The organism is Geodermatophilus sp. TF02-6 (assembly GCF_003319115.1).
GTDB lineage: Bacteria > Actinomycetota > Actinomycetes > Mycobacteriales > Geodermatophilaceae > Geodermatophilus.
The window spans coordinates 73876-94645 of sequence record NZ_QOHF01000013.1; the positions used below are offsets into that span (position 1 = coordinate 73876).

The 20770-nt window shown below is 75.4% G+C and carries 20 protein-coding genes; 11 read left to right on the forward strand and 9 right to left on the reverse strand.

All coding sequences use genetic code 11. From position 1 onward, the window contains the following. Nucleotides 1-44: 44 nt before the first annotated feature. The 6 genes from pstB to DQ238_RS13330 form a co-directional block, all read right to left on the reverse strand. Nucleotides 45-824 (reverse strand): phosphate ABC transporter ATP-binding protein PstB, encoded by a 780-nt coding sequence (gene pstB / locus DQ238_RS13305; RefSeq protein WP_113781748.1) that lies wholly within the window; start codon nt 822-824, stop codon nt 45-47. 25 nt (nt 825-849) lie between these two features. Beyond that, nucleotides 850-1938 carry a phosphate ABC transporter permease PstA gene (pstA, locus tag DQ238_RS13310; protein ID WP_113781749.1) on the reverse strand — a complete coding sequence of 363 codons (1089 nt, stop codon included), beginning with the start codon at nt 1936-1938 and terminating at the stop codon, nt 850-852. Between the two features lie 4 nt (nt 1939-1942). Beyond that, nucleotides 1943-2890 carry a phosphate ABC transporter permease subunit PstC gene (gene pstC, locus DQ238_RS13315; protein ID WP_113781750.1) on the reverse strand — a complete coding sequence of 316 codons (948 nt, stop codon included), beginning with the start codon at nt 2888-2890 and terminating at the stop codon, nt 1943-1945. Nucleotides 2891-3127: 237 nt separating this feature from the next. Continuing rightward, on the reverse strand, nt 3128-4231 hold the full coding sequence (pstS, locus tag DQ238_RS13320; RefSeq protein ID WP_113781751.1) for a phosphate ABC transporter substrate-binding protein PstS: 1104 nt from the start codon (nt 4229-4231) through the stop codon (nt 3128-3130). Nucleotides 4232-4459: 228 nt separating this feature from the next. Further along, the gene (gene mshD, locus DQ238_RS13325; protein WP_370447518.1) at nt 4460-5530 is read right to left on the reverse strand and encodes a mycothiol synthase; all 1071 of its coding nucleotides are present in this window, start codon (nt 5528-5530) and stop codon (nt 4460-4462) included. After that, on the reverse strand, nt 5463-6227 hold the full coding sequence (locus tag DQ238_RS13330) for a response regulator transcription factor (protein ID WP_113781753.1): 765 nt from the start codon (nt 6225-6227) through the stop codon (nt 5463-5465). Before DQ238_RS13330 ends, mshD begins: the two co-directional genes overlap by 68 nt. A gap of 264 nt (nt 6228-6491) precedes the next feature. On the opposite strand from DQ238_RS13330, the gene DQ238_RS13335 reads away from it, so the two are divergent. The 5 genes from DQ238_RS13335 (at nt 6492) to DQ238_RS13355 (ending at nt 9871) form a co-directional block, all read left to right on the forward strand. Next, complete coding sequence (locus DQ238_RS13335) at nt 6492-7325, forward strand: hypothetical protein (protein WP_113781754.1); 834 nt, start codon at nt 6492-6494, stop codon at nt 7323-7325. Then, nucleotides 7322-8026, forward strand: a complete 705-nt coding sequence (locus tag DQ238_RS13340) for a DUF2993 domain-containing protein (protein WP_233495940.1) — start codon at nt 7322-7324, stop codon at nt 8024-8026. The genes DQ238_RS13335 and DQ238_RS13340 overlap by 4 nt, the downstream gene beginning before the upstream one ends. Before the next feature lie 104 nt (nt 8027-8130). Continuing rightward, on the forward strand, nt 8131-8484 hold the full coding sequence (locus DQ238_RS13345) for a thioredoxin family protein (protein WP_113781756.1): 354 nt from the start codon (nt 8131-8133) through the stop codon (nt 8482-8484). Nucleotides 8485-8741: 257 nt separating this feature from the next. Beyond that, complete coding sequence (locus DQ238_RS13350; protein ID WP_113781757.1) at nt 8742-9575, forward strand: sulfurtransferase; 834 nt, start codon at nt 8742-8744, stop codon at nt 9573-9575. 2 nt (nt 9576-9577) lie between these two features. Further along, nucleotides 9578-9871 (forward strand): DUF1416 domain-containing protein, encoded by a 294-nt coding sequence (locus DQ238_RS13355; protein ID WP_113781758.1) that lies wholly within the window; start codon nt 9578-9580, stop codon nt 9869-9871. A 123-nt stretch (nt 9872-9994) separates the two neighbouring features. On the opposite strand, the gene DQ238_RS13360 is transcribed toward DQ238_RS13355, so the two are convergent. Beyond that, nucleotides 9995-10687, reverse strand: a complete 693-nt coding sequence (locus DQ238_RS13360) for a TetR/AcrR family transcriptional regulator (protein WP_113781812.1) — start codon at nt 10685-10687, stop codon at nt 9995-9997. Nucleotides 10688-10813: 126 nt separating this feature from the next. Between DQ238_RS13360 and DQ238_RS13365 the strand changes: the two genes are divergently transcribed. The 3 genes from DQ238_RS13365 (at nt 10814) to DQ238_RS13375 (ending at nt 14222) form a co-directional block, all read left to right on the forward strand. After that, nucleotides 10814-11758, forward strand: a complete 945-nt coding sequence (locus DQ238_RS13365; RefSeq protein ID WP_113781759.1) for an NAD-dependent epimerase/dehydratase family protein — start codon at nt 10814-10816, stop codon at nt 11756-11758. A 182-nt stretch (nt 11759-11940) separates the two neighbouring features. Beyond that, nucleotides 11941-12474: an FABP family protein gene (locus tag DQ238_RS13370; RefSeq protein ID WP_113781760.1), complete on the forward strand. Its 534-nt coding sequence runs from the start codon at nt 11941-11943 to the stop codon at nt 12472-12474. Beyond that, entirely contained in the window at nt 12471-14222 is a 1752-nt protein-coding gene (locus DQ238_RS13375; protein ID WP_113781761.1) for a DUF885 domain-containing protein, read from the forward strand. Before DQ238_RS13370 ends, DQ238_RS13375 begins: the two co-directional genes overlap by 4 nt. 242 nt (nt 14223-14464) lie before the next feature. On the opposite strand, the gene DQ238_RS13380 is transcribed toward DQ238_RS13375, so the two are convergent. Beyond that, nucleotides 14465-15211, reverse strand: a complete 747-nt coding sequence (locus DQ238_RS13380; protein ID WP_199506335.1) for a hypothetical protein — start codon at nt 15209-15211, stop codon at nt 14465-14467. Nucleotides 15212-15533: 322 nt separating this feature from the next. Beyond that, a complete protein-coding gene (nhaA, locus tag DQ238_RS13385; RefSeq protein WP_113781762.1) occupies nt 15534-16922 on the reverse strand; it encodes a Na+/H+ antiporter NhaA in 1389 nt (462 codons plus the stop codon). 211 nt (nt 16923-17133) lie between these two features. Between nhaA and murD the strand changes: the two genes are divergently transcribed. Genes murD through DQ238_RS13395 form a run of 3 tightly spaced genes read left to right on the forward strand, consistent with a single transcriptional unit; the run spans nt 17134 to nt 20766 of the window. Next, complete coding sequence (gene murD, locus DQ238_RS13390) at nt 17134-18528, forward strand: UDP-N-acetylmuramoyl-L-alanine--D-glutamate ligase (protein WP_158550782.1); 1395 nt, start codon at nt 17134-17136, stop codon at nt 18526-18528. Further along, nucleotides 18428-19882: a hypothetical protein gene (locus tag DQ238_RS22835; protein ID WP_158550783.1), complete on the forward strand. Its 1455-nt coding sequence runs from the start codon at nt 18428-18430 to the stop codon at nt 19880-19882. Before murD ends, DQ238_RS22835 begins: the two co-directional genes overlap by 101 nt. Then, a complete protein-coding gene (locus DQ238_RS13395; protein ID WP_158550784.1) occupies nt 19879-20766 on the forward strand; it encodes a glutamate cyclase domain-containing protein in 888 nt (295 codons plus the stop codon). Before DQ238_RS22835 ends, DQ238_RS13395 begins: the two co-directional genes overlap by 4 nt. Nucleotides 20767-20770: the final 4 nt, after the last annotated feature.

The window sequence follows — 20770 nt, forward strand, 5'->3', positions numbered from 1 at the left end:
GGCAGCCACCCGCCGATGATCACGGCGAGCTCCTCGGGCACAGCTCACCCGAAGCGGCCGGAGATGTAGTCCTCGGTCGCCTTCTCGTCGGGGTTGCTGAAGATCTTCTCGGTCGGGTTGAACTCGATCAGCCGGCCGGGCTGACCCACTCCGCTGAGGTTGAAGAACCCGGTGTGCTCGCTCACCCGTGCGGCCTGCTGCATGTTGTGGGTGACGATGACGATGGTGAAGCGTTCCTTGAGCTCGGTCATCAGGTCCTCGATCGCCAGCGTGGAGATCGGGTCCAGCGCCGAGCAGGGCTCGTCCATCAGCAGGACGTCGGGCTCCACGGCGATCGCCCGCGCGATGCACAGCCGCTGCTGCTGGCCGCCGGAGAGCCCGGCGCCGGGACGGTCGAGGCGGTCCTTGACCTCGTCCCACAGGTTGGCGCCGCGCAGCGAGCGCTCCGCGAGCGCGTCGAGGTCGGCCTTCTTCACCCGCTTGCCGTTCAGCCGGACGCCGGCCACGACGTTGTCGTAGATCGACATCGTCGGGAACGGGTTGGGCCGCTGGAAGACCATGCCGATCTGCCGGCGGACGGCGACCGGGTCGGTGTCGACGCCGTAGAGGTCGACGCCGTCCATGACCACCTTGCCCTCGACCCGGGCGCCGGGGATGACCTCGTGCATCCGGTTGAGCGAGCGCAGGAAGGTGGACTTGCCGCAGCCCGAGGGGCCGATCAGCGCGGTGATGCTGCGCGGCTCGATGGAGACGGTGACGTCCTGCACCGCCAGGAAGTCGCCGTAGTAGATGTCCAGGTCAGAGACGTCGATGCGCTTGGCCATGGGGGGTCCCTCCGAGGGGCGCCGGTCAGCGACCGGTCTTGGGCGCGAAGACGCGGCCGATCAGGCGCGCGACGAGGTTGAGGACGAGGACGATCGCGATGAGCACCAGCGCCGCCGTCCAGGCCCGGTTGATCCCGTCCTCCGGCGGCACGCCGGGCTGGGTGAGCTGGTAGTAGGCGAACACCGGCAGGGTGGCCATGCGGCCGTCGAACGGGTCGAGGTTGGTGGCGGTCGTGGTGCCGGCGATGACCAGCAGCGGCGCGGTCTCGCCGATGACGCGGGCGATGGCCAGCGTGATGCCGGTGCCCAGGCCGGCGACCGCGGTCGGCAGCACGACCTTGACGATCGTGCGCCACTTGGGCACCCCGAGGGCGTAGGAGGCCTCGCGCAGCTCGTTGGGCACCAGCTTGAGCACCTCCTCGGCCGAGCGGACGACCACCGGGACCATGAGCACCGACAGCGCGACCGCGCCGCCGAAGCCCATCCGCACGCCCTCGCCGAAGAAGATCACGAACAGGGCGTAGGCGAACAGGCCGGCGACGATCGACGGGATGCCGGTCATGACGTCGACGAGGAAGGTGATCGCCCGCTTCAGCCGGCCGTGGCCGTACTCCACCAGGTAGACGGCGGTCAGCAGGCCGATCGGGACCGACATCAGCGTCGTGATCCCGGTGATGACCAGCGTGCCCATGATGGCGTGGTACACGCCGCCGCCGGGGCCGAGGATGCCGAGCATCGAGGAGTGGAAGAACTCCGCGTCCAGCCGGGGCAGGCCCGAGCTGACGACCGTCCAGACCAGGCTGACCAGCGGGACCATGGCCAGCGCGAAGGCGCCGACGACGAGGCAGGTGACGAACCGGTCGGTGGCCTTGCGTGCACCCTCGACGGCGCGGGAGAGCAGCACGACCACCAGGGTCCCGACGACCGCCACGAGCAGGACCAGGGGGACGACGCCGAGCCCGGTGGTCAGGCCGAGCAGCACGGCGAGCACGGTGAGGACGGCGAACACGCCGGTCGCCGTCCGGCGGGGGAGCCGCCGCGCCCGGGGCTGTCCCGCGGCGAGGCTGGCGCCGGCCGGCTGCCCCAGGTCCGGGGTGCGGGTCGGTCTGCTCATCGGTTCACTCCGAGAACTCCGCGCGGCGGTTGACGACCGCTCGGGCGAGCAGGTTGACCGCGAAGGTGATGACGAACAGGGCGAGGCCGCTGGCGATCAGCGCGTTGACCCCGATGCCGGTGGCCTCGGGGAAGTTCAGCGCGATGTTGGCGGCGATGGTGGCCGGGTTGCTGCTGCTGATCAGGTTGACGGTGACCAGACCGGAGGTCACCGAGAGCACGAGGGCGACGGCCAGGGTCTCGCCGAGCGCCCGGCCGAGGCCGAGCATGGCGCCGCCGATGACGCCGGAACGGCCGTAGGGCAGCACCGCCATGCGGATCATCTCCCACCGGGTGGCGCCGAGGGCCAGCGCCGCCTCCCGGTGCAGGGACGGGACCTGGCTGAAGACCTCGCGCGAGATCGCGCTGATGATCGGCAGGATCATGATCGCCAGCACCAGGCCGGCGGTCAACATGGTCCGGCCGGTGGCGGACGCCGGCCCCGCGAAGAACGGCAGCCAGCCCGCGTGCTCGTCCAGCCACCGGTAGGAGGGCACCAGGTGCGGAGCCAGCCAGGCGATGCCCCAGAAGCCGTAGACGACGCTCGGTATGGCCGCGAGCAGGTCGACCAGGTAGCCGAGCGGCTGGGCCACGCGGCGGGGCGCGTAGTACGTGGTGAACAGGGCGATGCCGATGGCCAGCGGGGTCGCCACGAGCAGGGCGATGACGGCAGCGAGCAGCGTGCCGAAGACCAGCGGCCAGACGTAGGCGACGATGCCCTCGCCGCCGGGGATCGAGTCGGCGGGCGCGGTGACCGCCGGGACGGACTGGACGACCAGGAACGCCGCGACGCCGGCGAGGAGGAGCAGGATCAGGATGCCGGCGCCGGTGGCGCTGCCGGCGAACAGCCGGTCGCCGAGGCTGCGGACGGGACGCCGGGTCGGGGGCTGGGCAGGTGCGCTGGTCGCGGTCACGCGTTCTCCTCGCTGGCGCTCGTCGGCCGCGTGCCCGACGGTGCTGTGTCCTCGCGCGGTGCTGTGTCCTCGCGCGGTGCTGTGTCCTCGCGCGGTGCTGTGTCCTCGCGTGCCCTCGCGAGCTCGGTCACGGGCTGCTTCGGGTCGGGGTGGGCGGGGGCGTGCGGGAGGGCCCCAGACAGGGGGCCGTCCCGGGACGTCCGGAGACGCCGCGGGCCGCCGTGCGGGGGAGGACGCTCACCCGCCGGTGATGGCGTCCACGGCGGGCTGCGCCTGCTGGCGCAGCGTGTCGGAGATCGGCGCGGAACCGGCCTGCTGGGCCGCGACCTCCTGGCCTTCGGCGCTGATGACGTAGCCCATGAACGACCCGACCAGCTCCGCCGTGGCCGCGTCGGGGTAGCGGACGCAGCCGATGTGGTAGCTGACCAGGACGATCGGGTACTGGTCGGCGGGGTCCGGGGTCCGGTTGATCGTGAGCGCGAGGTCGTACGGGCCGCGGCCGGGCTGGACCTGGCTGCTCTCCACCACGGCCACCGCGGCCTCGGGGGACGGCGCCACGAAGTCTGAACCGACTCTGACCTCGGCGACGCCGAGGTCGCCGGCCTGGCTCTCGTCGGCGTAGCCGATCGCGCCCTCACCGGCCCCGACGGCCTGGATCATGCCGGACGTCCCGTTGGCGGCCTCGCCGCCCTGCAGCGGCCAGGTGCCTGCCGCCGGGTTGGTCCACACCGACGGCGCGGCCTTGTTCAGGTAGTCGGTGAAGTTGGTCGTCGTGCCCGAGTCGTCGCCACGGTGCACCGGGGTGATGGCGGTGCCCGGCAGCTGGGCGCCCGGGTTGTCCGCGGCGATCGCCGGGTCGTTCCAGGTGGTGATCGCCCCGCTGAAGATCTCGGCGATGGTGTCGGGCGAGAGCTGCAGGTCCTCGACGCCGGGCAGGTTGTAGACGACGGCGATCGCGGAGATGTAGTTCGGCAGCTCGAAGACCCCGTCGTTGCCGCAGCGCTGCAGGGCCCCCTGCAGCTGCTCGTCCGCCAGCGCGGCGTCGGAGCCGGCGAAGTCGACGCCGCCCGCGACGAACTGGTCGCGTCCGCCGCCGGAGCCGACCGGGTCGTAGTCGACCGTGACGGCCGGCTGCTGGACGTTGTAGCCGGCGGCCCAGCCCGTCATGGCCGCCTGCTGGGCGCTCGAGCCGGCGCCGTCGAGCGTGCCGCTCAGCTGCTCGGAGCCGCCGCTCGCGCTCTTCCCCGTGCTGCCGATGCCCCTCTCGTTGGAGGCACCGCACGCGGCGAGGGCGAGGGAGCCGGCGAGTGCCAACGTCAGCGGGATGGCACGCGGCTTCATGCTGGACTTCACCTGGACGCCTCTCGACACGGGAGCCCGGACGTCTCCCGGGCAACAGGGGGCCGACGGACGCCGACGGTAGGCAGCCGAGGTGGACGCATCCGGGTCGCTCGGTGAACGCTCGGTGAACGACGGCGGAGGCCTGCTCGACCGGGTGAGCCCCAGCTCATGTCCGGCGGGTGGGCGAGCCGCGCGCCGCCGGGCACGCCCGCGGACGCGCCGGGCCGGTCAGGCCGGGTCGCGGTCCGGACGCGGGCGGCGCCAGGAGACGTCGACGGCGGAACGGGTGAAGCCGCTGCGTTCGTAGAGGGACACCGCGACGGTGTTGTCCTCCTCGACGTAGAGGAGCACCTGCGCGAGCCCCCGGCTGCGCAGGTGGGCCAGGCCGGTGTCGGTCAGCGCGCGGCCCAGGCCCATGCCCTGCGCGTCGGGGTCGATGCCCAGGACGTACACCTCGCCGACCGCCTCCGGACCCGCGTCGCCGGGGGGGTGCACCTTCGTCCAGTGGAAGCCCAGCAGGGCGCCGCCGTGGTCGGGGTCGCCCCGCCACGCGAGGAAGAAGCCGGCCGGGTCGAACCACGGCTCGGCCTCGCGCAGCTCCAGGTCGGTGGTGGTCCAGCTGCCCTGCTCGGGGTGCGTGGCGAAGGCTCGGGCGTTGACCCGCAGCCACGTCTGCTCGTCGCGGCCGGGCCGGAACGGGCGCACCGTGACGCCCTCGGGCAGCACCGGTCGCGGCACGGGGTCGACCCCGGCCGCGCCGGGGCCCGGCCGGTCGGGAGCGGCCTCGCCGAGGTCGCGGCGCATCTGCAGCAGCACCCGGGCCCGCGTGTACCCGTGCCGCGCGGCCAGCTCGGCGGAGCCCGGCAGGTCGCCGTGCGCCCACACCCGCAGCGGGCGGAGGTCGGCGAGCTGTTCGAGCCGGGTCAGCAGGGCGCGGCCGACCCCGCGGCGCCGGTGCTCGGGGGCGACGACGAGCTCGCCCTCGGCGTCCTCGCTACCCGTGCCGCCCTCGAACCGTGCGTAGCCGGCCAGCGCGCCGTCCGCGGTGGTGGCCAGGACGTCGCGCCCGCCGGGGGGGCCGCCGTGCTGCAGCCGCAGCTCGGCCTCCTCCGACAGCGGGCGGACGCCGTCGGCCGCCGCCGCGGCGCGCAGCAGCGCGAGGACGGCGGCGACGTCGGCCGGGTCGAGCCGGGCGACGTCGCGGACCGCAGCGGCAGCGGACAGGACGGCCTCAGACCAGCTCGGTGTCGTTCTCCGCGGCCGCCCCCGCGGCCCCGGCCTCCGCCTCGGCGCGCGCAGCCGCCGCCGTCGCGTCGGCCACCTGCTGGTCGAGCTTGTAGCCGACGTTGCGCACGGTGCCGATCAGCGCCTCGTGCTCGGTGCCGAGCTTGGCCCGCAGCCGGCGCACGTGGACGTCGACGGTGCGGGTGCCGCCGAAGTAGTCGTAGCCCCAGATCTCCTGCAGCAGCTGCGCCCGGGAGAAGACCCGACCCGGGTGCTGGGCCAGGTACTTGAGCAGCTCGAACTCCTTGTAGGTGAGGTCCAGCGGGCGGCCGCGGAGCTTGGCCGAGTAGCTGTGCTCGTCGATGACCAGCTCCCCGGCCTGGGTGACGCCGCCGTCGACACGGTCGGCCGGCACGGTGGCCGCCGTGCGGCGCGCGGTGGCCCACTTCAGCCGCGCGTCGACCTCCGCCGGGCCGGCGGTGTCGAGCAGGACGTCGTCGACCCCCCAGTCGGCCGACAGCGCGACCAGGCCGCCCTCGGCGAGGACCGCGACGAGCGCCGAGGCGAGGCCGGTGGAGGACAGCAGCCCGCACAGCGTGCGGGCCTGGATGAGGTCGTGGCGGGCGTCGACGAGGACGACGTCCCCGGAGTCGCCGTCGAGCAGGCTGGACAGCTCGGGCGCCACCACACGGACGTGGTGGCCCAGGAGGCCGAGAGCGGGCAGCACCTCGGTCGTGGCCTGGCGGGCAGCGGTCATGAGCACGAGTCGCATGTCGTCTCCTCATGGAGCCGGGGACGACCGGGGTCGTCCGGGGGCCCACGACGGCGCTGTCGGAGTGCCGTGAGGATAGCCGACGCGTCGCCGCGACCCTCCGTCGTCCCGGACCTGCAACACGTGACCGCGCACACCCGACGGCGGAGCGCGGGGCCGGCGGCGACGGCGTGTCCGGCCCCGCGGGTCCGGACACGCCGATGGCGTCGGTCCCACCCCGCTCGTGAACGGATCCGGTCGGGAGGCGTCTGCCACCATCGACGCGTGACTGCGGCCGCGCTGGGGACCGGGATCTCCGCCCGGGGCCACCACCTCCCCGCGGCCGCCGCCGTCGCGGTGGCCACCGCCCTGCTGGTGCTGCTGCCCGGGTACGCGCAGCAGCCGGGCCGGGTGGTCGCGGTCGCCGTCCTGCAGCTGGTGCTGGTGGCGGCCTGGGTGCCGGCCACCGGCATCCCGGCCCGGGTCGGCGGGCCCGCGCTGGGGGCGGCCGCGGCCGTCGGCGCGGACCTGCTCGTGGTGTTCCCGGAGCGGCCCGAGCTCGGCTCGCTGCTGGCCGTGCCGGGACTGGGCTTCCTCGCCGCGGTGCTGCACCAGATGCTGCGCCGGGCGCCGCGACGCGACGTCGTCGGCTCGCTGGCCGGCGTGGTCCTGCTGATCTGCGCGGTCTGCGCCCTGGCCGTGCTGCTCGTCGAGCCGCGCGGCCCGGACGGCGGGGCGGCGACGACCGCGCTGCTGATGGTCGGGACGACGCTCGTCGTCGGGCACCTGGTCGACCTGGTGCTGCCGCGGCCGCCCATCGCACCCGGCCTGCCCCGCGGGGTGCCGGGGCTGGTGCTGTCGGTCCTGGCCGGGACGGCGGTGGCGCTGGTCCGGCACGGATCGCCCGGCCTGGCCGACCTGGTCTCGGTGCTCCTCGCCGGCCTGGTGCTGGGCTCGGTCGCCGCGCTGGTCGGCCTGGCCGCCGGCTTCGTCACGGTGGGAGAGCCCGGCGCTGGCGGCCCGCGCCGGACCTGGGCCGCCCCGTTGCTGCAGGCGGTGCTGCCGTTCGCCGCGTGCGCCCCGGTGACCTTCTCCCTCCTGCTGCAGGACGTGCTGTGAGACGCCGGCCGGTGCTGGTGCTGCTGGTCGTGCTGCTGGTCCTGGCCGGCCTGGCCGTCGTCGCCGACCGGGTGGTCGTGGGCATCGCCGAGGACCGCGTGGCGCGGTTGATCGCCGAGCGGGGACGGCTGGCCGGGCGGCCGGACGTGCAGATCGAGGGCTTCCCGTTCCTCACCCAGGCGGTCCGCGGCCGCTACGACGACGTGCGGATCGCGCTGACCGCCGCCGACCTCGACCAGCCCGCGGGCACCCGTGCCGACGTCTCGCTGCGCGGCGTCCACGTGCCGCTGTCCGACGTGCTCTCCGGCTCGGTGCAGGAGGTGCCGGTCGAGCACGTCGACGGGACGGTGACCCTGTCCTACGACCTGCTGGCGCAGCGGCTGGGCCCCGGCACGACGCTGGCCCGGGAGGGCGACGGCCTGCGCGTCCAGCGGACCGTGGAGGTCGCCGGGGTCACGGTGCCCCTCACCGCGACCGGCACCATCGCCCTCGACGGCGACGAGATCCTGTTCGACGTGCAGGACGTCTCGAGCGAGGACGAGCACGTGCCCGACTTCATCGTCGACCAGGCCAGCGACCTGCTCGACCTGCGCTACGGGGTGCCGGACCTGCCCTTCGGCCTGCGGGTGACCGGGGTCAGCGTCGCCGACGACGGCGTGGACGTCGCCTTCTCGGCCACCGACACGGTGCTGCGGGGCTGAGGAAGGGCCCTCCTGCCTCCCACCGCTCACGAGCTCGCGGAGAACCCGGCAGGAGGGCCGTCCTCGACCGGAACAGCCGCCGCCCGAGCCGGGTTGGGCGGGTCGTGGAGCGGATCGCGACCGCGGTGCTCGAGGCCCTGGGCGTGCGCCCGGAGGACGCCGACCTGACCGTCGTGCAGTTCTCGACGGCGTTCTGCGGGCCGTGCCGGGCGACCCGGGCGCGGCTGCGGCAGCTGCACGTGACCCGGCCCGGGCTGGCCTGCGTCGAGGTCGACGCGGAGAGCCACCTGGACGCCGTCCGCGCGCTCGACGTCCGGCGGACGCCGACCCTGTTCTGGCTCGACCGCACCGGCCGGCTGCTCGGCCGCAGCGACGGGGCGCCGCGGCCCGCCGAGCTGACCGCCCTGGTCGCGGCCCACCTCCCGGCTCCCGGTGCGCGGGGCGGGCGGGAGGTGTGATCCGTTACCCTTTCCAGCCGTGGGCATCCTGCTGACCTCCCGCCGCACAGTGGACCTGTGCCGCGTCGGCAGCTGTCTCTGTCCGGCCTCCTGAGGGCGGCCCACCTCGCCCCGGCGTGCCCCGGCCGCCGTCCGGGAGCGCTCGCCGTTCCCGCGTCCCCACCGACCGAGCAGCCCGTCGGCGTCCGGGGGCCGCGTCCCGCCCTCGTCCCCACCCGACCGAACGCGCACACCCGACCAAGGGAGGAACACCCCGCATGAGCCGCAACGACGTGCTCGTCTCCGCCGACTGGGCCCAGGAGCACATCGGCGCTCCCGGCATCGTCTTCGTCGAGGTCGACGAGGACACCAGCGCCTACGACAAGGGCCACATCGAGGGCGCGGTCAAGCTGGACTGGAAGGAAGACCTGCAGGACCCGCTGCGCCGCGACTTCGTGAGCAAGGAGCAGTTCGAGCAGCTGCTGTCCGAGCGCGGCATCAGCAACGACGACACCGTCGTCCTCTACGGCGGCAACAACAACTGGTTCGCCGCGTACGCGTACTGGTACTTCAAGCTCTACGGCCACTCCGACGTCAAGCTGATCGACGGCGGCCGCAAGAAGTGGGAGCTCGACAGCCGCCCGCTGTCGGAGGACCCGGTCGAGCGCCCGGCCACCCAGTACGTGGCCAAGGACCCCGACACCTCCATCCGCGCCTTCCGCGACGAGGTCGTCGCCGCCATCGGGCAGCAGAACCTGGTCGACGTCCGCTCGCCCGACGAGTTCGCCGGCAAGCTGGTCGCCCCCGCCCACCTGCCGCAGGAGGGCGCGCAGCGCCCGGGCCACATCCCGACCGCGGTCAACGTGCCGTGGAGCAAGGCGGCCAACGAGGACGGCACCTTCAAGAGCGACGAGGAGCTGGCCGGGCTCTACGCCGACGCCGGCCTGGACGCGTCGAAGGACACCATCGCCTACTGCCGCATCGGCGAGCGCTCGAGCCACACCTGGTTCGTGCTGCGCGAGCTGCTGGGACACCAGAACGTGAAGAACTACGACGGCTCGTGGACCGAGTACGGCTCGCTGGTCGGCGTCCCGATCGAGAAGGGAGCCTGAGCATGTGCGGCGCCCCCAAGCAGGGCGGCAGCCTGGCCGGCATCGACCTGGACACCCAGACGGTGATCCAGGGGTCGGTGTGGCACGACGGCGCTCCGGTCGCCGGCGCCTACGTGCGGCTGCTGGACGCGACCGACGAGTTCACCGCCGAGGTGGTCTCCAGCCCGGAGGGCGAGTTCCGCTTCTTCGCCGCGCCCGGTGAGTGGAAGATCCGCTCGCTCGCGCCGGTGGGCAAGGGCGAGCGGGTGCTCACCGCCGACGTCGGCCTCAACGAGACCACGGTCGCGATCGGCTGAAGGACCCTGGAGGGGTCGTGCAGCGCCCGTCACCGGTTGCCCGGGGACGGGCGCTGTCGCATGTTGCGGCACGTACCGAGTCCGCACGGCTCGCTCGCCTCCGGCCGGGCTCGACCGAGACCGTCATCCACGGCCCAGGCCGACGAGGGCGGCCAGCTCGTCCGTCACCCGGTCGAAGTAGCGGTCGCCGTCCTCCACCGAGCCGACGAAGTGCCCGAACAGCTCGAAGCTGATCGTCCCGAACAGCGAGCTCCAGGCCAGCAGCGCGCGCAGCCGGACGGCGTCGTCGAGGGCGGGGTGCTCCCCGCCCAGGACCGCGACGGCGTCGTCGCTGACCAGCTCCGGGTCCCGCGCGCGCCCGGCCGCCGCGGGCAGCGCGCCGCTGCGGGCCGCGTCGCCCAGGATCCGACCCAGGACGACGCCGACGCGCGCGGCCGCGGGCACCGTGTCGCGGGGAGCCGTGTAGCCCGGCACGGGCGAGCCGTAGAGCAGCGCGTACTCGTGCGGGTGCGCCCGCGTCCAGTTCCGGACGGCGCGGCACACGGCCAGCCAGCGCTCCCGTGGCGGCGCGGACGGGTCGTCGGCGGCCTCCGCGGCGGCGCCGAGCGCGTCGTAGCCGTCGAGGATCAGCCGGGTCAGCAGGTCGTCCCGGCTCGGGAAGTAGCGGTAGAGCGCGGAGGAGGCCATGCCCAGCTCCCGCGCGACGGCCCGCAGCGACAGCGCGGCCGCGCCGACCTCGGCCAGCTGCCGGCGTGCGGCGGCGGTGATCTCACCGATCACCTCGGCGCGGACGCGTTCCCGCACGCTCGTCGTCACGGCCGCCATCCTGCCTGTCATGAGCGGTGCGCGCAAATATGAGCACCGCTCTTGACGACCAGGACGGGCTGTGCGAGCGTCGTCCGCAACCGAGAGCAGTGCTCTCGGACAAATCGAGGAGGAGCCGTGGGACTGCACGTCATCGTGGGCAAGGGGCCGGTCGGGACGACGACGGCGGAGGTGCTCGCCGGGCGCGGGCACCGCGTCCGGGTGCTCTCGCGCAGCGGCGGGGTGTCGACCGAGGCCGTCGAGCACCGCCGGGTGGACGCCGCCGACGCCGGGGCCGTGGCGGCCGCGGCCGACGGCGCGGACGCCCTCTACAACGCGGTCAACCCCGCCTACCACCGCTGGGCCACCGACTGGCCGCCGGTCGCCACGGCGCTGCTGACCGCGGCCGAGCGGACCGGTGCGGTGCTGGTCACCATGGCCAACCTCTACGTGTACGGCCGGCCGGCCGGCCCGATGACCCCGGACAGCCCGCTGGCCGCGACCGACGTCAAGGGCCGGGTGCGCATCGCCATGTGGCGGGAGGCGCTGGCCGCGCACGAGGCCGGTCGGGTGCGGGTGACCGAGGCCCGGGCGGCGGACTTCGTCGGTCCGCAGGTGCCGGCCGAGCACTCGCACCTGGTCCGGCAGCTGCCCGCGCTGCGCCGCGGCCGGCGGGCCTGGGTGGTCGGCGACCCCGACGCCCTCCGCAGCTGGGCCTACCTGCCCGACGTCGCGGCCACGCTGGCGACCCTGGGCACCGACGAGCGGGCGCTCGGGCGGGCCTGGCACGTGCCCAGCCCGCCGCCGCGCTCGCAGCGGCAGGCCCTCACCGACCTCGCGGCGGCGATGTCCTCGCCGGCCCACCCGGTGCCCCCGGCGCGGGTCGGCAGCATCCCGTGGCCGGTGCTGCGCGCGCTGGGGCTGGTCTCGCCGATGCTGCGCGAGGTCGTGGCCGTCCGGCACCAGTTCGACCAGGAGTACGTGACCGACGCCTCGGCCACGACCGCCACCTTCGGCCTGACCGCGACGCCCTGGGCGGAGGTCGTGGCGGCGACGGCGGCGTCGTCCCCGGCGACTGCCTGATGAAGGACCCCCTCCCCACCCCTCGCGAGCTCGGGGTGGTACCCGGGAGGGGGCCGGCCGGGCGGTCCTACGGTGGGACGCATGGTCTCTGCCTGGGTCCTCGTCACCCTGGCGTCGCTCGCCGCCCTGGGCAGCGGGTACGGCGCCCTTCGGCTCGCCCGCCGGCCGCAGGAGCCGGGTCGGTGAGCGACGCCACCGAGCTGCCGGTGCCCGACACCGTCGACGTCCGCTCCGGGCCCGAGGTCTCCGAGGAGCTGCTGGCCGTCCTGCCGCTGCTCGGCGAGTGGCACGGCGAGGGACAGGCCGCGGGAGCCGAGGGGGACCACCGCTTCGGTCAGTGGATCCGGTTCAGCCACGACGGCCGCGGGTTCCTGGCCTACGAGTCGCGCACCTGGCGGCTCACCGACGACGGGCGGATCGTGGGGCCGCAGTCGCGCGAGTCCGGCTTCTGGCGGCCCCGCGGGCGGGACGACGTCGAGCTGCTGGTGGTCAGCTCCGACGGGCTGCTGGAGCTCTACGTCGGGCGGGCCCGGACGACGACCAGCTGGGAGCTGTCCAGCGACGTCCTCGCCCGAACACCGGACGCCCCGGACGTGGCTCGCGTCGTCCGGCTCTACGGCATCGTCGAGGGGGCGCTGATGTACGCCATCGACCGCGCCGGCGCCGACGAGCCGCTGCGGCCCACGATGTCGGCCCGGCTGGAGCGGATCCGGTGAGCGAGCCGGTCACCGCGGGTCGTCCGGCCCGCCCCGCCACCCCGCGGTCACCCACCCGCCCCACCACCCCGAGACGAGTCGCCGACCGCTACGTCGACGCCGTCTGCGACCTCGACCCGGTCGTCGCCACCGTGCTGGGTACCCGCCCCGGCGACGACCGGCTGCCCGACCCGAGCCCGGCCGGGCTCGAGGCCGAGGCGCAGCTCGCCCGCGACACCCTCGCCGGACTCGACCGGGCGACGGCCGCGGACCCCGCGCTCGCCGACGACCCGGTCGAGCGGCGCTGCGCCCGGCTGCTGCGCGAGCGGCTCGGCGCGGAGCTGGCGGCACACGAGGCGGGCGAGGGGCTGCGCGCGCTGTCCAACCTGTCCAGCCCGGTGCACTCGATCCGCCAGGTGTTCCTGCTCATGCCGTCGTCCTCGGAGGAGGACTGGGCGGTCGTCGCCCGCCGCTTGGCCCGGGTCCCGGAGGCCTACCGCGGCTTCTGTGCTGCGCTGGAGGAGGGCGCGCGCCGGGGCCTGTTCGCCGCGCCGCGGCAGGTCGCCACCGTCGTCGGCCAGCTCGACGAGTGGCTGTCCGGCCCGTTCTTCGCCGGCTTCGCCGCGAACGGCCCGGACGCGCTGCGCGGCGAGCTGGACGCCGCGGCGCGGGCCGCGGACGAGGCGGTGGCCGAGGTCCGCGACTTCCTCCGCGACGGCTACGGCCCGCGGGCCGAGGGGACGCCGGACGCCGTCGGCCGGGACCGCTACGCCCTGGCCGCCCGCCGCTGGACCGGGTCCGACCTCGGCGCCGGGGACGGGCTCGAGGAGGCGTACGCCTGGGGCTGGGCCGAGCACCGGCGGATCCTCGGCGAGCAGCGGGCCGAGGCCGAGCGGGTGGTGGCCGGTGCAGGGCCGATGGAGGCGATGCGCTGGCTGGACGAGCACGGCCCCGCGGTCGAGGGCGTCGAGGCGGTCCGCGAGCGGCTGCAGGCGATGATGGACGCGGCGATCGACGCCCTCGACGGCGTCCACTTCGACCTCGCCGAGCCGGTGCGCCGGGTCGAGGCGGTGATCGCGCCACCCGGCAGCGCCGCCGCCCCGTACTACACCCGGCCGTCCTCGGACTTCTCCCGACCGGGGCGGACCTGGCTGCCCACGCTGGGCCGGGAGCGCTTCCCGCTGTGGGACCTGACCTCGATCTGGTACCACGAGGGCGTCCCGGGCCACCACCTGCAGCTGGCGCAGTGGGTCCTCGTCGCCGGCCGGCTGTCGACGTACCAGACCTCGCTCGGGCAGGTCGGCGCCGACGTCGAGGGCTGGGCGCTCTACGCCGAGCGGCTCATGGACGAGCTCGGCTTCTTCCCGGACGCGGGCACCCGGCTCGGCTTCCTCGACGCCCAGCAGCTGCGGGCCGTGCGGGTCGTCGTCGACATCGGCGTGCACCTGCGGCTACCGGTCCCGGACGACGCCGAGGGCGCGCTCGCCGAGCACCGTGGGCGGCCGTGGACGCCGGAGCTGGCCCGCGCGTTCCTCGGCGAGCACTCCGGCGCCGACCCGGCCTTCCTCGACAGCGAGCTGGTGCGCTACCTGGGCCTGCCCGGCCAGGCGATCACCTACAAGCTCGGGGAGCGGGCGTGGCTGGCCGGCCGGGACGCGGCGTGGCGGGCGCGCGGCGAGGGCTTCGACCTCAAGGCCTGGCACATGGCGGCGCTGTCGCAGGGCTCGCTCGGCCTCGACGACCTGGCCGCGGAGCTGGCCCGGCTGTGAACGAGGACCACCCTGCCCCGACTGCCCCCCCTCTCCCCGAGTCGATCATGGGGTTGTCGTCGTGCGACACGCAGACGCCGGCGTGTCGCACGACGACAACCCCATGATCACCAGCGAGACGGGCGGGGCGGGAGCCTGCAGGGTGGCCGACACAGGGCCTGCGAGGTCACGGCACCCGATCGTGGCCGCCCCCGCCGGGTCGACGGCGGTCGCCGGTGCAGCAGCCGGCCGGTCCGGGCTGGTCAGACGGGGCCGTCGGGCGGCAGTGGGTTGAGAGTGTCGGCGTCCCAGGTCGTGCGCTGCCCGGCGTCGACCTCGGCGGTCTCCAGGCCGTCGGTGGCCAGGAGCTCGTCGACGCAGGCCCGGCTGCCGCCGACGTAGGTGGTCACCAGGTCGATGTCGGTGGCCACGCACCAGGTCCGGTCGGCCGGCCACCACAGGTTCGCGCTCTGCTCGGCAGGCTCCGGGGCGAGGTTCGCGGCCGCGAGGCCGACCGGCCCGCGGACGAGCCAGTGCTGGCGGCCGGGCAGCGTGAGGGTGGGCCGGTCGGCGGACACGGAGCCGAAGCCGTGCCAGACGCCGAACCAGCAGTCGTCCGGCGTGGTGGTGTGGCGGGCCAGGACCGCGGCGAGCCGTTCGGCCACCGACACCGGCAGGTGCCCGCGGGCCGGCGCGCCGTTCCACAGCGGGGACTGGTCCGCCTCCTCGAAGAACTCCATCGAGCCGGTGATCGACCCCCACTCCATGGCGGGGTGGGCGGCGGTGCCGTTGTGCGCGGCGACCTCGGCCCAGGTCACGTCGACGTCGTCGAGGCCGTGGTAGCGGACCGCGGGGTGGAAGACCCGGGCGTGGGCGGGGAAGACGGGCGGCACCAGGGAGCCGACGACATGACGGCCGAACGGGCGCAGCGCCTCGACGATCCAGGCTCCGGCGGAGACGTGGATCTCGATGTCGGCCTCCCCGCCCCAGGCCTGGCCGGCGGACGGCACGGAACCTCCCCGGGGAACGGACAACCCCCGGGCTGCTCCGCGGCGCCCGGCCCTCCGAGGAGGGGGGCAGCACGCGGGCCGGCTGGACAAGTGCCGGCGGCCCGGGGGTCGGGTGACTGTCCGGTTCTCGCTCGCCGCCGTACCACGCGACGGGCGATTCGTGCCGTCGTCCGGCTTCCACACCGGACGGGCGGCCCATCACAGACGGCGGCTAGCGGACAGCCACCTCACGAGTCCGATCAGAAGACAATTGTTCGGACCACCTCCTCTCCCGTGTACCTCGACGGTACGTCGTCCGCGGAGGGGTCGGCAATGCGGATTTTCAGCCGTCGGCGGAACCCCGTTGGTAGACGTCGGGGATGCCGTCGGCGTCCCGGTCGACGTGTTCGGCCTCGTACACCCGCCGGTAGCGGCGGTTGCGCAGCCGGAGCACGACCGTGGCCAGCAGCGCAGCCGTGACCGTGCCGGTGAGGATGCCCACCTTCGCGTGGTCGTAGGTCGGCGACCCGATCCCGTAGGCGAGCTCGGTGATGAGCAGGGCGACGGTGAACCCGATGCCGCCGAGCAGGGACAGGCCCAGGACGTCGGGCCAGCCCAGGTCCTCGTCCAGCTCCGCCCGGGTGAACCGGGCGACCAGCCAGGTGGCCGCGGTGATGCCGAGCGTCTTGCCCACCACCAGGCCCAGGACGACCCCGAGCGCGACGGGGTCGGTGACCGAGGCGGCGAAGCCGGAGAGCCCGCCGACGGCCACCCCGGCCGAGAACAAGGCGAACACCGGGACGGCGACCCCGGCCGACAGCGGCCGGAGCAGGTGCTCGAGGTGTGCGGCCGGTCCCCGTCCGGCGCCGGGACCGCCGGCCATCGCCTGCGCCGGCGGACCCGCGGCCTCGGTCCTCCGCGCGTCCCGGTCTGGCGCGTGGCTCGGCTCCGCCGGGCGCACGGGCACGGTGGCCGCCAGGAGCACCCCCGCCACGGTGGCGTGCACCCCGGACTCGTGCACCAGCACCCAGGTGAGCACCGCCGGCGGCAGCAGCAGCCACCACGGTGCCCTCCGCCCGCCCCGCCGCCCCCACCTCTGCACGAGCAGCCCGAAGGCGGCCAGGGGCACCAGGGCCATGAGCAGCGGCAGCACCGACAGGGACGCCGTGTAGAAGACCGCGATCACCACGATCGCCAGCAGGTCGTCGACCACCGCGAGGGTGAGCAGGAAGGTGCGCAGCGCGCTGGGCAGGTGGCTGCTGACCACGGCCAGGACGGCGAGGGCGAAGGCGATGTCGGTGGCCGAGGGGATGGCCCACCCGCGCAGGGCGCCGTCCGGACCACCCAGGTTGACCAGCACGAACAGCAGCGCGGGCACGGCCATGCCACCGACGGCCGCCGCCACGGGCAGCACCGCCCGCCGCGGGTCGCGCAGGTCCCCGGCGACGAACTCGCGCTTGAGCTCCAGGCCGGCGACGAAGAAGAACAGCGCCAGCAGGCCGTCGGCCGCCCAGGTGCCGAGGGAGAGGTCCAGGTGCAGCGACGCCGGGCCCACCCGGGTGTCGCGCAGCGTCTCGTAGGCGCCGGCCCACGGCGAGTTGGCCCACACGAGAGCGACCGCGGCGGCGGCCAGCAGCAGCGCCCCGCCCACGGTCTCCTCGCGCAGGACGGCGGCGATCCGGCTGGTCTCGGCCCAGGAACCGCGGCGGAAGAGGCGGGCGGGGCTGCTCACGAGGCGGCTCCAGGGGACGGGTCGGGTCGGGCGGCGCACGTCGAGGACACCGCCGACCAGACTTCCCGGCACACCTGCTGATGACCCTACCGGCGGGTCCCCTCACGCGGGTCCCCTCACGCGGGTCCCGTTGCGCGCCGTCCGGAACCGGCCGCGCTCCGTAGAGTGGGTGCATGGCCTCCCCCTCGGCGTTCCCCGACCGGAGCGGCCGGTGAGGCTCGCCGATCTGGCCGGGCGCCGGGTCGGCGTCTGGGGCCACGGCCGGGAGGGCCGGGCGGCGGTCCGCGCCGCCGTGGCCGCCGGCGCCGCCGGCATCGTGGTCGTCGACGCCGTGCCCCCCGCCCCCGAGGAGCTCCCGCCGGACGCGCAGGTCGGTACGGACGCCGTCGCCCTGGCCGGTTGCGACGTCGTCCTCCGGTCGCCGGGGATCAGCCCGTACCGCGAGGACGCGCAGGCCCTGGCCGCCGGTACCCGCGTGACCTCGGGCACCGCCGTGGCGCTGGCCGAGTTCACCGCCCGGTCGGTGCCGACCCTCTGCGTCACCGGCACCAAGGGCAAGAGCACCACCAGCGCGCTGGCCGCCGCGGTGCTCCCCGCCGCCGGCCGGCCCGCGGTGCACGCCGGCAACATCGGCACGCCGCTGCTCGACGTCCTCCTGGACGGCGCCGTGGGGGACGCGACGTCGCTGGTCGTCGAGGTCTCCAGCTACCAGGCGGCCGCGGTCGACGACTTCACCGGCTGGGGAGCGGTGACCTCCCTGTCGCCCGAGCACCTCGACTGGCACCGCTCGGTCGAGGCCTACTACCGCGACAAGCTGCACGTCTTCGCCGGCTGCGGGCCGGGATCGGTGGTGGTCGGCGCGCAGGCCCGCCCGATCGCCGAGCGCCACCTCGACCCCGCGGTGCTGGTCGACCCGGCCGACGTCGTCCCGCCGGCGGTGCTCGACGGCTTCCACCCGGCGCACCTGCCGGGCGCGCACAACCTGGCCAACGTGCACGTGGCGCTGGCCGCCTGCGTCCGGATGGGCGTGGACCTCGACCGGTCCGCCGACGCCGTCCGCGCCGCCGTCGCCGGGTTCCGTGCCCTCCCGCACCGGCTCTCCCCGGTGGCCACCAGGGACGGCGTCACGTTCGTCGACGACACGTTGAGCACCACCCCCGTCTCGGTGCTCGCCGCCCTGGACGCCCACGCCGGGCGGGCGGTGACCCTGCTGGCCGGCGGGCAGGACCGCGGGCTGGACCACACCGACCTGGCCCGCGCGGTGGTGGCCCGCGGCGGGGCGGTGCGGGTGGTCACGGTCCCCGACACCGGCGCCCGGTTGGCCGCCGGCATCCGCGCCGAGGCCGCCCGCGCCGGCGTCGACGCCCCGGTCACCGAGACCGCGTCGCTGGAGGAGGCGGTCGCCGAGGCGCTCCGGACGACGCCGCCCGGCGCGGTCGTGCTGCTCTCGCCGGGCGCACCCAGCTACAACCGCTTCCGCAACTACGAGGAGTTGGCACGGACCTATGAGCAGATCCTCGCCGCCGCCGGGGCCGAGCGCCTCGGAGCAGGGCGTCTCGGAGCAGGGCCTCTCGGAGCGGGGCGTCTCGGAGCAGGGCGTACCTGAGCCGTTCGTCGTCGCCGACCGCTCGCTCGACCCCGCCACCGGCGAAGCCGCGTTCACCTACCGGCTGGCCGGCGACGAGTTCACCGAGCGGCTCACCCTCGACCCCGCCCTGCTCCCCGGCGCCGACCCGGCCCGGCTCGACGCCGCGCTCGACCTGGTCCACCTCGTGATGGGCACCAGCTACTACAAGCTGCGCGCGCCCGGCCGGGTCGTGGTGCGGCGGCCGGTCACCAAGGCGCAGGCCGCCGTCGCCGAGGCCGCCTACACGCACGGGCTGGGCGAGTTCGCCGCGGTCAACCGGCTGCCGGTGCCGCACGAGGTCGCCTTCGACGTCGAGGTCCGCGACGACGTCCCCGCGCCGGCCGGCGGCGGCGGCCGGGGCGCGCTGCTGCCGGTCGGCGGCGGCAAGGACTCCGCGCTGGCGCTGGTCGTCGTCTCACCGGCCACCGCCCTGGCGGTCAACCCGACCGGCGCCCAACGCGACGTGGCCCGCGCGGCCGGGGTGCCGCTGCTCGGCGTCCGGCGCCGGCTGGACCCGCTGCTGGCCGAGCGGACGGCGGCCGGCGGGCTCAACGGGCACGTGCCGGTCACCGCGATCAACTCAGGCCTGGCCACGCTGGTCGCCGTCCTCGGCGGCTTCGACCCGGTGGTCTTCGCCAACGAGCGCTCCGCCGACGAGGAGACGCTGACGGTGAACGGCGCGCGGGTGAACCACCAGTACTCCAAGTCCCACGAGTTCGAGCGCCTCTTCGCCGCCGCGGCGGCCGAGGTCGGCGTCGGCTACTTCAGCCTCACCCGGCAGCTGTCGGAGCTGGCCACGGTCGCCGCGGTGGCCGCCCTGCCCGACCTGCGCGGGCAGATCCTGTCCTGCAACCGCTCCTACACGCAGGCGCACCTGGGTTTCAGGGACGGCGGCTTCGGGGACGGCGGCTTCGGGGACGGCGGGCAGGCTCCCCAGCGGTGGTGCCTGCACTGCGACAAGTGCCTGTTCACCTTCCTGTGCTTCGCGGTCTTCCTGACCCCGGACGAGGCGGTCGGGGTGTTCGGCGGTGACCCGCTGCGCGACCTGGCCCTGGTCGACGGCTTCCGGAGGCTGTGGGCCACGGAGAAGCCGTTCGACTGCGTGGGGGAGCGCGCGGAGAGCGCCGCCGCGATGGCCCACCTGGCCGGGAGCGCGGCCTGGGGCGAGCACGCCGTCGTCCGGGCGCTGGGCGAGGAGGCGACGTCGTTCGCCCGTGTCAGCGGGGCCACCGTCGAGGGCCTCCTCGAGCCGCGCGGCGAGCACTCGGTGCCTCCGGCGTACCTGGCCGCGCTGCAGCGGGTGCTCGCGGAGGCCCGCCCGCCGGTGCGGTGACGCCGGCCCTCGCGGCGGTCGAGCGGGCACTGCTGCGCCCCGGGGCCCGCGACGTCACCGGGCTGGGCGCCGCCGTGCCCGGCCAGCTCGCCCGGCTGGCCGGGGAGCTCGCCGCCGCCGGGCAGGCCCGGTCCCGGGTCGGCCTGGTCACCGGGGTGCACATCGCCTGGGCGCCCACCCCCGCGGCCGAGACCGACGGCCCGGTCGGCGTCGCCGTCCTCGCCGCCGCGCTGGCCACCCTGGGCGCCGAGCCGGTGGTGCTCACCGACGATCCCTGCGCCGGGGTGACCGGCGCCTGCCTGGCGGTCCTCGGCGCCGGGCGGCTCGAGGTCGTGCCGGTGGCCGCGGACGAGGCCGCCGTGGCCGGGACCGTGGCGGACCTGGGCCCGTCGCACCTGGTCGCGGTCGAGCGCCTCGGCCCCAACACCGAGGGCCGGGTGATGACGATGCGTGCGGTGGACGTCACGGCGTCCACCGCGCCGCTGCACGCAGCGTTCGCCCTGCCCGGCCTGGTCACCGGGGCGGTCGGCGACGGCGGCAACGAGATCGGCATGGGCAACGTGCCGGCCGACGTCGTCGCGGCCTGCGTCGCGCACGGCGCGCGGATCGCCTGCCGTGTGCCGGTGGACGCCCTCGTGGTGGCCGGCACGTCGAACTGGGGCTGCTGCGGGCTCATCGCCGCCCTGGCGCTGCTCGTGCCCCAGCACGGCCCCGCGCTGCGCGCGCTGCTCGACCCGGCCGTGGACGCCGCGGTGCTCGACGCGGCCACCGCCGCCGGCGGGATCGACGGCGTGACCGGGCGGCCCGGCGCCTCGGTGGACGGCGTCCGGGTGGCCGACCACGCCGACCTGCTCGCCGGCCTGCGGGCACTGGCCCGGGCCTAGGCTG